The 14136-nt window shown below is 74.2% G+C and carries 12 protein-coding genes; 7 read left to right on the top strand and 5 right to left on the bottom strand.

The window, feature by feature from the left end; genetic code table 11:
* Position 1: 1 nt before the first annotated feature.
* The 5 genes from ACH01S_RS09865 to ACH01S_RS09845 are packed head-to-tail and all read right to left on the bottom strand — an operon-like array spanning position 2 to position 4274.
* Entirely contained in the window at positions 2-751 is a 750-nt protein-coding gene (locus tag ACH01S_RS09865) for an SDR family NAD(P)-dependent oxidoreductase (protein ID WP_067888207.1), read from the bottom strand.
* 14 nt (positions 752-765) lie between these two features.
* Positions 766-1485: an MBL fold metallo-hydrolase gene (locus ACH01S_RS09860; RefSeq protein WP_067888204.1), complete on the bottom strand. Its 720-nt coding sequence runs from the start codon at positions 1483-1485 to the stop codon at positions 766-768.
* On the bottom strand, positions 1475-2413 hold the full coding sequence (locus ACH01S_RS09855) for a succinylglutamate desuccinylase/aspartoacylase family protein (RefSeq protein ID WP_083980505.1): 939 nt from the start codon (positions 2411-2413) through the stop codon (positions 1475-1477). The genes ACH01S_RS09860 and ACH01S_RS09855 overlap by 11 nt, the downstream gene beginning before the upstream one ends.
* Before the next feature lie 11 nt (positions 2414-2424).
* Positions 2425-3534 carry an alanine racemase gene (locus tag ACH01S_RS09850; protein ID WP_067888198.1) on the bottom strand — a complete coding sequence of 370 codons (1110 nt, stop codon included), beginning with the start codon at positions 3532-3534 and terminating at the stop codon, positions 2425-2427.
* A complete protein-coding gene (locus tag ACH01S_RS09845) occupies positions 3531-4274 on the bottom strand; it encodes an IclR family transcriptional regulator (RefSeq protein ID WP_169809240.1) in 744 nt (247 codons plus the stop codon). Before ACH01S_RS09845 ends, ACH01S_RS09850 begins: the two co-directional genes overlap by 4 nt.
* Before the next feature lie 110 nt (positions 4275-4384).
* Between ACH01S_RS09845 and ACH01S_RS09840 the strand changes: the two genes are divergently transcribed.
* Genes ACH01S_RS09840 through ACH01S_RS09810 form a run of 7 tightly spaced genes read left to right on the top strand, consistent with a single transcriptional unit; the run spans position 4385 to position 14097 of the window.
* A complete protein-coding gene (locus ACH01S_RS09840) occupies positions 4385-5935 on the top strand; it encodes an N-acyl-D-amino-acid deacylase family protein (protein ID WP_148344647.1) in 1551 nt (516 codons plus the stop codon).
* Between the two features lie 37 nt (positions 5936-5972).
* Positions 5973-7331: an ABC transporter substrate-binding protein gene (locus ACH01S_RS09835; protein WP_067888191.1), complete on the top strand. Its 1359-nt coding sequence runs from the start codon at positions 5973-5975 to the stop codon at positions 7329-7331.
* Between the two features lie 2 nt (positions 7332-7333).
* On the top strand, positions 7334-8308 hold the full coding sequence (locus ACH01S_RS09830; RefSeq protein WP_067888189.1) for a carbohydrate ABC transporter permease: 975 nt from the start codon (positions 7334-7336) through the stop codon (positions 8306-8308).
* Positions 8308-9192 carry a carbohydrate ABC transporter permease gene (locus ACH01S_RS09825; RefSeq protein WP_067888187.1) on the top strand — a complete coding sequence of 295 codons (885 nt, stop codon included), beginning with the start codon at positions 8308-8310 and terminating at the stop codon, positions 9190-9192. Before ACH01S_RS09830 ends, ACH01S_RS09825 begins: the two co-directional genes overlap by 1 nt.
* A 3-nt stretch (positions 9193-9195) precedes the next feature.
* Entirely contained in the window at positions 9196-10293 is a 1098-nt protein-coding gene (locus tag ACH01S_RS09820) for an ABC transporter ATP-binding protein (RefSeq protein WP_067888185.1), read from the top strand.
* A complete protein-coding gene (locus tag ACH01S_RS09815; RefSeq protein ID WP_083980503.1) occupies positions 10286-11788 on the top strand; it encodes an aldehyde dehydrogenase family protein in 1503 nt (500 codons plus the stop codon). The genes ACH01S_RS09820 and ACH01S_RS09815 overlap by 8 nt, the downstream gene beginning before the upstream one ends.
* Before the next feature lie 17 nt (positions 11789-11805).
* Positions 11806-14097, top strand: a complete 2292-nt coding sequence (locus ACH01S_RS09810) for a thiamine pyrophosphate-binding protein (RefSeq protein ID WP_067888544.1) — start codon at positions 11806-11808, stop codon at positions 14095-14097.
* Positions 14098-14136 lie beyond the last annotated feature (39 nt).

Below are 14136 nucleotides of genomic sequence, written 5' to 3'. Positions count from 1 at the left end.
CCTATCCGGCGAGGTATCCGCCGTCGACGACGATCTGGGTGCCGGAGACGAACGAGGCCCCCGGCGAGCAGAGGAACGCGACCACCTCGGCGATCTCCTCGGGACGGCCGCGCCGCCCGACCGGCGGCAGCCCCGAGACGCCCGACCGCGCCCCGTCGGCCTCGATGAGCTCGACGAGCCGGTCGCTGCCGGGAGTGCTGATGTCGCCCGGGTCGACCTGCACGACCCTGACGCCGGACGGCCCGAGCTCCATCGCGAGGGCCCGCGTCAGCCCGGTCATGGCCGACTTGCTGACGGTGTAGGCGGACGCGTCGAGCTGCCCCCGGTGCGCGGCGATCGACCCGATGTTGACGATGACGCCGCCGCCCGCCGCGACCATGTGCCGGGCGGCCTCCCGGGCGCAGGTGAACGGCCCGACGGTGTTGACGGCGAGGACGCGCGCCAGCAGCTCGTCGGAGGTGTCGAGCAGGGGCGCCTTGGCCGGGACGCCGGTCACGGCCGCGCAGTTCACGAGGATCTCCGGCGGCCCGTGCTCGGCCGCGACCGCGGCGACGGCGGCGGTGATCGCGGCCGGGTCGCCCGCGTCGACCGCCCGCACGTCGGCCGCCGTCCCGAGGTCGGCGCGGGCGCGTTCGACCGCGCCCGGCCCGGCCTCGAAGACGACGACGGTCCGGCCGGGGGCGGCGAGCCGCCGGGTGATGGCGGATCCGATGCCGCCTCCGCCGCCGGTGACGATCACGCTTCTGCTCATGGAGGTTCCTCGGGTCAGGTGAAGGAGGTGGGCAGGCGGCCCAGGTCGAAGGCGGCGAGGGCCTGCTCGATGTGCCAGGACGCGTCCGCCATGACGGGCGTGCCGTGGCCGGGCAGCAGGACGTCCGGGCGCGCGTCGCGGAGCCGTTCCAGCGACCGCCGCAGCTCCTGGACGTCGGCGTCCGCGGCGCCCGGCAGCACGGTCCGGCCCCGGGCGAACAGCAGGTCGCCGGTGCAGGCGTAGGTCGTGCCGCCCGCGGTGAACAGGTAGGACGTGTGGTCGGCGCTGTGCCCCGGCGTCGGCAGCGCCCGGAGCGGGCCGAGGTCGGCCGAGCCGGTCGCCCGCACGTCCGGGCAGGGCGCGAACCGGTAGTCGGACGGGTAGATCCCGGCGCGCAGCGCGGCCGTGAGCCCGAGCGGGCCGGGGGCGCCGTCCCGCACCAGCTCGGCCGTGCGCGGACCGGCGGCGACGGCGACGCCCCGCGCGGCGAGCCCGGCGGCGCCGCCCGCGTGGTCGGCGTGCGCGTGCGTGATCACGGCGCCGCGCAGCCGCCGCCCGCCGAGCGCCGCTTGGACGCGTCCGAGCAGCACCTCCTGGTCGAGGCCGCTCCCGGTGTCGACGAGCCAGCCGCCGTCGTCGCCGCGCAGCAGGTAGACGTTGGAGTCGTAGGCGTTGCTGAGCCCCGGCCCGAGCCGTCCGCCGCCGACCAGGTCGACCGACGCGTCAAGCCGCACGGCGGCCCGCCCCGGCGACGATCGCGGCGACCTCGCCGGGCTCCACGCGCAGCTCGTGCCGCAGCATCATGACGATCCCGGACGACGCGGCCCGCACGACCTCGGCCGCCCGCCCGCCGTCGTCGTACACGGCGCCGATCGGCTGCCCGGCGCCGACCGCGTCCCCGGCCGCGACGGACGACACGAACGCGCCCGCCGTGGTGAACAGGACACCGGTGTCGGTGTCGCCGTCCCCGCCCGTGACGATCGTCTGGCGTCCGGGCGGCGGGCCCGCGAAGGAGACCGGCTCGATCGCGCCCACCGCTTCCAGGAGGCGCAGCGCCCCCCGCACGTAGCGGTCGAGGTCGGCCTCGCGCAGCGCGCCGCCTCCGCCGCTCTCGAAGTAGGCCCACGGCTTGCCGAGCGCGTCGGCGTGGCTGACGGACCGGCCGGGCGCGACCGACGCGTGCGCCCACAGGTACGGGAACGGCGTGGTGCGGGCCGCGTCCAGCAGCGGGCGGCCGCCGAGCGTGCGGTCCGCGCCGAACCCGCACATCGGCGGCATCCGGTAGCGGCGCCCGGCGGAGTGCAGGTCGACCAGCAGGTCGCAGGGCTCGATCAGCTCGCGGGCGATCGCGTGGGCGATGCGCGCGCTCGCGTCGCCGCCGGGGTCGCCGGGGAAGACGCGGGCGAGGTTGACGCCGCCGTCGCCGTGCCGGGTGCCCGCCGCGAGCGCGGGCGGGTTGGCGCGGGGCAGGACGGTCACCGTCCCGTGGACGTTCGCCGAGGCCAGCTCGTCCGCCAGCCGGTACGCGGCGAGGACGCCCTCCAGCTCGTCGCCGTGCACGCCGCCGAGGACCGTCACGGCCGGGCCGCCGCCCGAGCCGAACCGGACGACGTCGAGGTCCAGGCCGGGTCCGGCCGAGAGCCGCTCTTTCACCGCTGTCATGGGTTCTCCTCTCAGACCCGGCGTGCCCGGATGGGCCAGGTGTCGACGAAGGATGTCCCGTCGTACACCGCGTACTGGGTGAACAGGTTCACCGCTGTGCAGGCGTGGTTGGGGACGACGGCGACGCGGTCGCCCGGCGCCAGCCCGTGCGGCTCCGCCGACCCGGCGAGCCCGTGCTCCTCGTAGAGCTTCTCGATCACGATCCCGGGATGGCCGTCCACCAGTCCGAAGCCCGGGGTGAGCGGCGTCATCCGCTCGGCGGGCAGGCTCTTGGAACCGGCGTCCAGGACGAGCCGGTCCGGCGCCGGGACGTCCACGACCGTGCTGACCACCGCGAGCGCGCACTCGGCCGCGGCCGGGCCGCCGAGCGCGACCTGGGTCGCGTCGTAGAAGACGTAGTTGCCGTAGCGGTACTCGTCCGCGCGGCCGGACTCCAGGCGGGCCAGCGGGGTGACGCCGACGCTGAGCACGGGCGCCTCGGCGCCGCGCCCGGCGAGACCGCGTTCGGCGAGGGCTTCGCGGGTGCTCTCCAGGGCGTCGTCCTGCTGGTCGCGGACGGCGGCCAGCCCGGCGGCGCCGGTGGCGGCGTAGGCGTGCCCGGCGAAGGTCATCAGCCCGCGCAGCCGGACGCGCGCGCCGAACGCGGAGGCGGCGACGGCGTCGGCGGTGGCCCGGCCGGGCGCGGTGCCGAGCCGCTTCGTCCCGGAGTCGATCTCCCAGTAGACGTCGAAGTCCGCGCCGGTCGCCGCGAGCGCGCCGACGTGCTCGGGACGCGAGCACGTGACGGCGACCCGGCCGCGCTCGGTCAGCGCGGCCAGCGCCCGCGTGCGCTCGCCCGGGACGGGCGGGTACGCGACGAGCACCGACCCGAACCCCGCGTCGAAGGCGAGCCCGGCCTCGGCGGCGGTCGCGACGGTCGCGCGGGTCGCCCCGGCCGCGACCTGCGCCTTGGCGATCTCGGCGCTCTTGTGGGTCTTCTGGTGCGGGGTGGACCGCCCGCCGTGCCCCGCCACCCGCGCGGCCACGTCGCCGATGTTCGCGAGAAGGCGCGGATGGTGCAGCGCGAGGAACGGCGTCGGCGGGCCGCCGTCCGCGCACGCGGCCGTCCAGCCGCCGGTCACGAGCCCGCCCCCGGCAGGACGGCCTTCCCGGTGATCTCCTTGGCCAGCTCGCTGACCGCGCGTCCCATCTCGCGCTCCAGGTCGGGCGACATCCGCTCGACCGAGACGATCAGGCTGAGCGCGGCGGCCGGCTGCCCCGGCGGGCCGAGCGCCGAGGCGACCCCGGCGATGCCGTCGAAGAACTGGCCGCGGTCGACCGAGTAGCCGCGGGTGATGGACTGCTCGACGTCCTCGGTGATCTGGGCGCGGACGTCCGCGGGCAGCGCGGACCAGCCGGGCCCGGCGCACAGGTCGCGCCTGCGGTCGGCGTCCAGCCGGGCGAGGACCGCGCGCCCGGCCGCGCCCTCCCAGATCGGCGCGGTGCCGCCGAGCCGCGCGCTCGGCGCGAACGGGATGCTGCTGTCGGTGCGCTCGACGTAGACCATCTCGTCGCCGTTCGGGACGGAGAACGCGGTGGCGGCGTCGAACCGCCGGCCGAGCTCGACCAGCGCGGCCACCGCCTCCCGCCGCATGTTGCGGTGCGACAGCCGGATCGCGGCCAGCCGCAGCGGCAGCTCGCCGATCTGCCAGTTGCCCGCGGGGTCGCGCTCGACGAGCCCGATCTCGGCGAGCCCGCTCAGCAACCGGTGCGCCGAGCTCTTGCTGAGCCCCGCCCGCTCGGCGCATTCGGCCAGGCCGAGGACGGGTTCCTCCTGACTGAACGCGGCGAGCAGCGCACCGACGCGATCGACCACTTGCACCACGGACGCCTCCAAAGAATGCCTTGACCGGGGACCGGCAGCGACATTAGGTTGCCACAACATCCCATTGAGTGGAATTCGAAACCACAGAATGGAACGCAGAGACAGTGGTGAAGATCATCCGTGGCGGTCGCGTGGTCGACCCCGGCACCGGGACGGACGCGGTGCTCGACCTGCTCATCGAGGGTGAGCGGGTGACGGCGCTGGCGGCGCGCGTCGAGCCGCCGCGCGGCGCCACGGTATTCGACGCCACGGGGTTGCTCGTCCTGCCGGGGTTCGTGGACATGCACACCCACAGCGACTTCACGCTCCAGCACGACCCGGACGCCCTGTCCCGCCTGCACCAGGGCGTGACCACGGACGTCACCGGGAACTGCGGCTTCTCGCCGTTCCCGCTGCCCCCGTCCAGCATCGGGTTCGGGTCGTTCTTCAGCTCCCGGCTCGACCGCGGGTTCGCCGACCTCGCCTCCTACGCCGAGCACCTGGAGTCGATCGGAACGGGCGTCAACGTCGCGCCGCTCGTCGGGCTCGGCGCCGTCCGGGAGCACGTCGTCGGCTCGGCCCCGCGGCCGCCGTCCGACGACGCCGTCGCCGCGATGCGGCGGCTCGTCGCCGACGGGCTGGAGCAGGGCGCGTTCGGCGTCTCCAGCGGCCTCGTCTACACGCCAGGACGGTTCGCCGCCGCCGACGAGCTGCGCCGGGTCATCGCGCCGCTGCGCGGGACGGGCCGCTTCTACGCGACCCACCTGCGCGACGAGCGCGACGGCCTGGTCGCGTCCGTCGCCGAGGCGATCTCCACCGCCGAGGGCGCCGGGGTCGACCTGCAGATCTCGCACCACAAGGCGCTCGGCAAGGCCAACTGGGGCCGCACCGAGACGACCCTCGCGATGGTCGACGAGGCCAACGAGCGCGGCGCCGTCGAGGTCGCCGTCGACTACTACCCCTACACCTCGGGCAGCACCGGCGTGTCCAGCCTGCTCCCGCCCGGCTCGCTGGACGGCGGCTGGCGGCTGCTGCGCGAGCGGGCCCGGGAGGGCGCCGAGCGGCTGCGGCTGCTCCGCCACCTGGACGGCGCGGCCCAGTTCCGCCCGGACGAGATCATCGTCGGCCGGTCCGGGACGCGGCCCGAGGCGTCCGGCCGGGCGCTGCCCGAGTACGCGGCCGACCTCGGCCGGGACGCCGTGGACGTCCTGCTGGAGCTGATCCTCGCCGAGGGGGAGAGCCTCACCATGACCGTCCCGGCCGCCTCGCGGGACGACCTCGCCCGCGTGTCCGCCCACCCCGCCGCCATGCACGGCAGCGACGGCTGGCTGATGACGGCCGAGCAGGCGCGGCACGAGCACCCGCGCAACCTGGCGAGCACGGCCGAGGTCCTCGCGCCCGCCCTGCTCGGCCGGGCGCCGCTCGACCGCGCGGTGGCGCACCTCGCGACCGTCCCGGCCCGGCGGCTGCGCCTGGCCGGACGTGGAACGCTCCAGCCCGGAGCGTTCGCCGACATCGCCGTCGCCGACCCGGCCCGCGCCGCGCGTTTCGCGGACCGCGCGGCCACCGAGTACGCCTATCCGGACCTCATGCGCTGGGTCTTCGTGAACGGCGAACCCGCCATCGACAACTTCCGCCCCACCGGTCGGCGCGCGGGGAAGGTCCTGCGCGCGGCATGAGAGTCCCCGACGCACCGAGAGCACAACGGAGCAGACCATGACAAGCAGGGCAACCAGCAGCGCGACCGGCACCGCGTCCACGCGGCTCACCCGGCGTTCCTTCCTCCGCGGCACGGTGGCGCTCGGCGTCGCCGCCGGGCTCGGCCCGGGCCTGCTGACGGCCTGCGGGTCGGGCGACGACGGCGGCGACCCCAACGACCTCCAGATGCACCACGACGCCGCGGTCGGCCCGCTGTTCAAGCCGTACGTGGACTACTTCAACGCCAACTACTCGCCGCTCAAGCTCGGCACGTCCTACGTCGCGCAGGACTACCTCACCGTGACCAACCAGCAGCTCGCGGGCGGCAACGCCTCCTACGACGTGCTGTTCGCGGACGAGGGCTACCTGGAGTCGTGGTCGAAGAACCAGTGGGTCCGCTCGCTCAAGGACCTGCCGGGCCTCGACAAGCTCGTCGCGAACATGAACCCCGGCGTGGCCGACGCGCTCAAGGGCCCGGACGGCGAGATCTACGCGCTGCCCTACTTCCAGGGCGCGGAGCTGTTCGTGGTCAACACCGACCACCTGAAGAAGATCGACGCGTCCGCGCCCAAGACCTGGGACGAGTTCCTGGAGCAGGCGCGGGAGCTGAAGTCGAAGGGGATCAGCCAGACGCCGTACTCGCCGTACTGGATCAAGTACGCGTTCCTGATGTGGCACCAGTTCGCCGCCGAGGTGGCGTCGGAGGGCGGCGGGTCGCTGTTCGACCCGTCCGGCAAGCCGGTCCTCGAAGGGAACGCCGTCGCGCGCGCCACCCTGGAGCGCTGGCGGACGCTGTACTCCGAGGGCCTCGTCCCGAAGGACCTGTTCACCACCGACTACGGCGGCGTGACCAACATCTTCGGCGGCGGCAAGAGCAGCTTCTCGATGCGCTACCAGGCGCAGGTCGTCGGATGGAAGGACCCGAAGCAGAGCTCGGCGGCCAAGGCCGTCAAAAACGTCGCCATGCCCGGCAAGACCCACCAGACGCACAGCTTCGGCGCGTACTGGATGCTCTCGTACGGGACGGAGGGCGAGAAGAACGCCGGGACGGTCATCGACTACCTCGGCGGCGCGGGCAAGGACGGCTCCTACCACGTGCCGAAGAACCTGGTCGCCACGGCGCTCGGGCTGTCCAGCGGGTACAAGAGCGTCGACTCCGACCCGGCCGTCCTCAAGTCGTGGGCGAAGTGGGCCGACGTGGACGCCCTCACCGCGCAGCTCGCCAAGACCGTGCCCCTCGGCCCCGTCACCACCCGCGCCTGGTACCCCAAGTTCGCCGACATGGCGTGCGCGGTGCTGCAGGAGGTCGTCCTCGGGAAGAAGTCGTCCGACCAGGGGCTCAAGGAGCTGGCCGACTTCGCGGGATCGCAGAAGTAGCCGTGGCCACGACGCAACGGAGCAGGCCCGCCGCGAAGACGGCGGCCAAGCCCGCGGGAAAGGACGGGGGCCGGCGCGGATACGGACGCGGCGAGGCCCGGTTCGGCATGGCGATGGCCGCGCCCGCGCTGGTCGTCACGCTGGTCCTGCTCGCCTACCCGCTGGTGTACTCGTTCTGGGTCAGCCTGCACGAGCAGACGCTCGGCAGCCGCGCCCCGGCCAAGTGGGTCGGCCTCGACAACTACACCGCCGTCCTGAAGGACCCGGTGTTCGTGCCGTCGCTGACCCGGACCGTCCTGTTCGCGGCCGCCGTCGTCGCGGGCACGCTGGTGCTCGGCACGGTGTTCGCGCTGGCCCTCAACCAGGACTTCCGCGGCCGGTCGGTGGTGCGGGGCATCCTGGTGCTGCCGTGGTCGCTGTCCCAGATCACGCTGGCGCTGACCTTCGGCTGGATCTTCAACTCGACCTTCGGCCCGCTGAACGGAGGGCTGAAGCAGGCCGGGCTGATCGACAAGTACGTCGCGTGGTTCGCCTCCGGGCAGGTCGCGCTGACCGTGATGGCGATCGCGTTCGTGTGGAGCCTGGTGCCGTTCGCCACGCTGCTGATCCTCGGCGCGCTGCAGACCGTCCCGGAGGACCTGCACAAGGCGGCGCGGATCGACGGGGCGGGCCCGGTCCGGCGGTTCTTCTTCGTCACGCTGCCCTGGATCCGCGACACGATCCTCGTGGTGTCGGTGCTCGCGCTGATCAACGCGTTCCTGGCGTTCGCGCTGATCTACATTTTGACGGGCGGCGGGCCGGGCACCGAGACGACCCTGCTGTCGTGGTGGGGCTACACCACCGCGTTCCGCGACCTCGACCTCGGCAAGGGCGCGGCGATCTTCTACCTGATGACGCTGGCGATGGTGCTGCTCGCCGCGCTGACCGCGCTCGGCGTCCGGGGACCGCGCCGCGACCGCGAGAGGAGGGCCGCGTGATGGCCGCCGGAGACCGCAGGCGCTCGGCGCGAAAGGTCGGGGTGCGCGCGCTGCGCACCGGGGTCGTCCTCGCGCTGCTCGCGTGGGTGCTGCTGCCGTTCTACTTCCTGCTGCTGGTGGCGCTGACGTCGAAGGCCGACTCGCTGCGGACGCCGCCGCGCTGGATCCCGGCGATGGACTTCGGCAGCTTCCAGAAGATCTTCGACTCGGCGTTCAGCGGCGCGCCGCCGAGCAACCCCAGCGACCTGATCGTCCCCGGCATGCGGAACAGCGCCGTGGTGGCGGTGTGCGTCGCGGTGCTGAACGTCGTGATCGCGAGCACGGCCGGGTACGCGTTCGCGCGGTTCCGGTTCCCCGGCTCCCGGGCGGTCCCGGGCCTGATGCTCGGCAGCCAGCTCGTCCCGGTGTTCGCGCTCGTCGTGCCCTTCTACGTGATGCTCCACTCGATGGGCCTCACCGACACGAGGACGGGCATCGTCATCGCCCACCTCGGCTTCACGGTGCCGTTCTCGGTGTGGATGATGCGCGCCTACTTCAACGGCATCCCCGTCGAGGTGGACCGGGCCGCGATGATCGACGGCTGCACCCGCTGGCAGGTGTTCGCCCGCGTGGTGCTGCCGCTGGCCCGGCCGGGGATCATCAGCGTCGGCCTGTTCTCGTTCATGGTGTCGTGGAACGACTTCCTGTTCGCGCTGGTCCTGAACTCGCGGACGGACGCGATGCTCATCCAGCCCGCCATCTCCGGGCTCTACAACGTGCGCGAGCAGTCCTTCGGCATCATGGCCGCCGGCACCCTGCTGGCCGCCCTGCCCACGATGCTGCTCGCCCTCGTCTCGCAGCGGTTCCTCGTACGCGGCCTGACCTCAGGCGTCGGAAAGGTGTGACGCGTGTCCAGTATCGAACTCCGGCAGGTCACCAAGCGGTTCGGTGACACGCTGATCGTCGACTCCATCGACCTGACCATCGAGGACGGCAGCTTCACCGTGCTGCTCGGCCCGAGCGGGTGCGGCAAGACCACCACGCTGAACATGATCTCCGGGCTGGAGGAGGTGTCGTCCGGGACGATCCTCTTCGACGGGAAGGAGGTCCAGGACGTCCCGCCGCACAAGCGCGACGTCGCGATGGTGTTCCAGTCGTACGCGCTCTACCCGAACCGCAGCGTCCGGGAGAACATCGCGTTCGCGCTCAAGCTGCGCAAGCTGCCCGCCGCCGACATCGCCGCGCGGGTCGCCGAGGTCGCCGAGATGCTCGACATCGGCAAGCTGCTCGACCGCAAGCCGCGGCAGCTGTCCGGCGGGCAGCAGCAGCGGGTGGCGCTCGCGCGGGCGATCGTCCGGCGGCCCAACGTCTTCCTGCTGGACGAGCCGCTCAGCAACCTCGACGCCAAGCTCCGCGCCGACATGCGGATCAGCCTCCGCGAGCTGCAGCGGGAACTCGGCGGCACGTTCGTGTACGTCACGCACGACCAGGGCGAGGCCATGAGCATGGCCGACAAGGTCGTCGTCATGAACGGCGGGCTGGTGCAGCAGGAGGCCCCGCCGCTCGACCTGTACCGGCGTCCGGCGAACCGGTTCGTCGCCGGTTTCGTCGGGACGCCCGGGATGAACTTCGTGCCCGGCGCGCTGGACGACGCGGGCTCGTTCGCGCACGGCGACTGGACCGTGCCGATCGGCTGGCCGGGCGGCGTGCGGGAGGGTGTGACGCTCGGCGTCCGCCCCGAGGACGTGACCCTGGAGCCGGGCGGTCCCGCCGCGGCCGGACGGGTCCGGCTGATCGAGCGGCTCGGGGTGGAGGCGATCGTGGTGGCGTCGTTCCCGTCCGGGGACGTCATCGCCCGCGCCGACCCGGACATCGAGATGGACGCGGGCGCCGAGGTCGCGATGCGCGTCCGCCCGGGGAAGGCCCATCTGTTCGACGCCGCGGACGGCGGCGCGCTCGCGTGGCCGTCGGCGTCGAAGGTCGCCGAGGAGGTCGGAAATGCCTGACCCCACCCTGCCTGACCCCACCCTGCTTGACCACGACCAGCCCGGCCGGATCGCGCTGCGGATCGGCGGACGGGCGCGAGACGCCCACGGCGGCGCGGTGTACGACGCGGTGAGCCCGGCGACGGGGGAGCGGTTCGCCGTCATCGCGCGGGCCGCCGAGTCCGACGTCGACGCCGCCGTGGCCGCGGCGGCGGACGCGTTCGAGGCGCACCGCCAGGAGACCGCGTTCACCCGCGCGGACTGGTGCCACCGGATCGCCGCCGTCATCGACGAGCGCGCCGCCGCGATGGCCCGGCTGCTGGCCCTCGAACACGGCAAGCCGGTCGGCCAGGCCGAGGGCGAGATCCGGCTGGCCGCCGACGGCTTCCGGCTCGCCGCCGAGGAGGCGAAGCGGCTCGGCGGCGAGACGGTGCCCGTCCGGGACGGCGCCAAGCTCGTCCTGACCACCCGCAAGCCGCGCGGCGTGTTCGCCGTGATGACGCCGTTCAACTTCCCGGTGAACATCCCGGTCGAGTACCTCGGGCCGCTGCTGGCCTGCGGGAACGCCGTGGTGTGGCGGCCCGCGCCGTCGACGGCGGCGATCGCGGGCGCGCTGTTCGACTGCGTCGAGGCGGCCGACGTCCCGCCGGGCCTCGTCAACCTCGTCACCGGCCCAGACCTCGGCCCGGCGCAGCGGCTGGTGTCCCATCCCGGCGTCAACGGCGTCGGGTTCACCGGCAGCTCGAATGCGGGCGCCGAGATCGCCCGGCTCGCCGCCGGGAAGGCGCAGGTGATGGAGCTCGGCGGCAACGGGCCGATCGTGGTCCTGCCCGACGCCGACCTGGACCGGGCCGCCCCGGCGATCGCGTCGGCCGCGTTCGCCAACTCCGGCCAGTCCTGCTCGGCGGCCGGACGCGTCATCGCCGCCGCGTCGATCGCGGCGGAGCTGGAGGAGCGGCTGGTCGAGGAGGCCCGCCGCGAGGTCGTCGGGTCGCCGTTCGACGCCGCCGCCACCATGGGCCCGGTGCACACCCGCGGCGTCGCCGACACCATGGCCCGGCACGTCGCGGACGGCGTCGCCCGCGGCGGCCGGACCGCGTTCGGCGGGAGCCCGCTGCCGGACCGTCCGACCGGGCTGTACTGGCGGCCGACCGTCCTCGTCGGCCTGGACGAGGACGCCGCCGCGATGACCGAGGAGACGTTCGGGCCGCTCGCGCCCGTCCTGCGCGTCCCCGACGACACCGAGGCGATCCTCGCCGCCGCGGCCCGCGGCCGGTACGGGCTCAGCTCCGCGGTCTTCGGCCGGGACCTGGACCGTACGCTGGCGGTGGCCGGCCGGCTCCGTGCGGGTCAGGTCACCGTCAACGACACGAGCAACTACTGGGAGCTGCACCTGCCGTTCGGCGGCGCCCCCGGCACCGCCAGCGGCCACGGCAGGCTGGGCGGACGCCACATCGCGGAGGCCGTCACCGAGATCCAGTCGATCTCGGTCGACCTGACCCCGCCGTGGCGCTGAACGCGGAGGAGGAGACGATGACCGAACGGCTGGCGACGGACGCCGAGGCCGGGGTGATGGAGGAGATCGAGCGGCGGGTGCTGTGGCTGGCGACCGCCGTCGTCCACCACGCGAACCGGGTGCGGCCGAACCCGTCGGGGCTGAAGGTGGGCGGGCACCAGGCGTCGTCCGCGTCGATGGTGTCGATCATGACGGCGCTGTGGTTCCACCACCTCGGCCCGGACGACCGCGTCTCGGTGAAGCCGCACGCGTCCCCGGTCCTGCACGCGATCAACTACCTGCTCGGCGGGCTGGACGAGCGGTACCTGACGACCCTGCGCGAGTTCGGCGGGCTGCAGAGCTACCCGAGCCGCACGAAGGACCCGGACCCGGTCGACTACTCCACCGGCTCCGTCGGCATCGGCGCGACCGCGCCGATCTGGGGCGCCGTCGCCCGCCGCTACACCGAGGGAGCGCCCGCCGGGCGCCAGTACTCGCTGGTCGGCGACGCCGAGCTGGACGAGGGCGCGGTCTGGGAGGCCGTCCTCGACCCGGGCGTCGCCGAGCTCGGCGAGATCGTGTGGATCGTCGACCTCAACCGGCAGTCGCTCGACCGGGTCGTCCCGTACCTGGCCGCGCACCGGCTGAAGGGCATGTTCGCGGCGGCCGGGTGGCAGGTGCTGACGCTGAAGTACGGCCGCCTGCTGACCGAGCTGTTCGGCCGTCCCGGCGGGGACGAGCTGCGGGCCCGCATCGACGCCATGTCCAACCCGGAGTACCAGCGGCTGCTGCGCTGCGACGCCGCCGAGCTGCGCGACCGGCTGCCCGGCGGCAGCGAGCCCGTCGCCGCGCTCGTCGCGACGCTCGACGACGCCACCCTCCTCGCCGCGCTGCGCAACCTCGGCGGCCACGACCTCGGCAGCCTCGGCGACGCGTTCGAGGAGATCGACGACACCCGGCCGACGGTGATCTTCGCGTACACGGTCAAGGGGCACGGGCTGCCCAGCGAGGGCCACCCGCAGAACCACTCCTCGCTGCTCACCGCCGAGCAGATCGACGCGCTCGCGGCCCGGCTCGGCCTCGACCCCGCCGACCCGTGGGCCCGCTTCCCGGACGGCTCCGCCGCCGCCCGGCTCTGCGCCGAGACCGCCGCCCGGCTGCGCCGCGAACCGGTCGCGCCGCAGGCGCCGCCCGCGCTGCCGACCGACATCGGCCGCACCCCCAAGGGCACCGCCACCACGCAGGCCGCGCTCGGCCGCCTCCTGCTCGACCTCACCCGCGAGGCGCCCGAGGCCGCCGCCCGCGTCGTGACCGTCAGCCCCGACGTCAGCTCAAGCACCAACCTCGGCGGCTGGGTGAACAAGGTCGGCGTCTGGTCGACGTCCGAGCGCCGCGACTGGTTCGCCGACGACGCCGAGACGATCCTGCACTGGCGGGAGGGGCCGTCCGGCCAGCACATCGAGCTCGGCATCGCCGAGACGAACCTCGTCTCGCTCCTCGGCGAGCTCGGCGCGACCTGGAGCCGCTGGAACAAGCCGCTGCTGCCGATCGGCGTGCTCTACGACCCGTTCGTCGGACGCGCCCTTGAACCCTGGTCGTTCGGCATCTACGCGGGCGGGCAGTCGATCCTGATCGGCACGCCGTCCGGGGTGACGCTGGCGCCCGAGGGCGGGGCGCACCAGTCGATCGTCACCCCGTCGATCGGGATCGAGCAGCCGGGCTGCGTCGCCTACGAGCCCGCGTTCGTCCTCGACACCGAGTGGACGCTGCTGGCGAGCATGGCGCGGCTCGGCCGCCCGGACGGCGGCTCGGCCTACCTGCGCCTGTCGACCCGCGCGGTGGACCAGCGGCTCGCCGCCGTCCCGGCCGATCCGGCGGCCCGCGAGCGCCGCCGCCGCCAGGTCGTCGCGGGCGCCTACCCGCTGCGCCGGGCCGAGCGCCCGGCGGTGACGCTGGCGGCGATGGGCGCGCTCGTCCCGGAGGCGCTCGCCGCCGCCGACCGGCTCGACCAGGTCGGCATCGGCGCCGACGTGGTCTGCGTGACGAGCCCCGGCCTGCTCTTCGAGGCGCTCCGGTCGCGGCAGGGGCTCGGCGACGGGCCGAGCTGGATCCTGGACCAGGCGTTCCCGGCGTCCCGGGCGACGCCGCTCGTCACCGTCCTGGACGGCCACCCGCACACGCTGGCCTTCCTCGCCGGGGTCAACAACGTCCCGTGCGCCACGCTGGGCGTCACGACGTTCGGCCAGTCGGGCTCGATCGAGGACGTCCACCGCCACCACGGCATCGACACCGACTCGATCGTCCGCGCCGCACTGGACGTCGCCCCCTGACCCGTCCTCGAAGGCCGCGTCCGACCGACGGCGCCCGGC

Source organism: Actinomadura chibensis NBRC 106107, assembly GCF_001552135.1.
GTDB classification, from domain to species: Bacteria; Actinomycetota; Actinomycetes; order Streptosporangiales; family Streptosporangiaceae; genus Spirillospora; species Spirillospora chibensis.
This window is presented reverse-complemented; position numbering and strand designations above follow the sequence as displayed.

Coding starts and splice junctions, on each gene's coding strand:
- ACH01S_RS09810 (WP_067888544.1), top strand. CDS start 11,806: ATGACCGAACGGCTGGCGACGGACGCCGAGGCCGGGGTGATGGAGGAG.
- ACH01S_RS09855 (WP_083980505.1), bottom strand. CDS start 2,413: ATGACAGCGGTGAAAGAGCGGCTCTCGGCCGGACCCGGCCTGGACCTC.
- ACH01S_RS09825 (WP_067888187.1), top strand. CDS start 8,308: ATGGCCGCCGGAGACCGCAGGCGCTCGGCGCGAAAGGTCGGGGTGCGC.
- ACH01S_RS09835 (WP_067888191.1), top strand. CDS start 5,973: ATGACAAGCAGGGCAACCAGCAGCGCGACCGGCACCGCGTCCACGCGG.
- ACH01S_RS09815 (WP_083980503.1), top strand. CDS start 10,286: ATGCCTGACCCCACCCTGCCTGACCCCACCCTGCTTGACCACGACCAG.
- ACH01S_RS09865 (WP_067888207.1), bottom strand. CDS start 751: ATGAGCAGAAGCGTGATCGTCACCGGCGGCGGAGGCGGCATCGGATCC.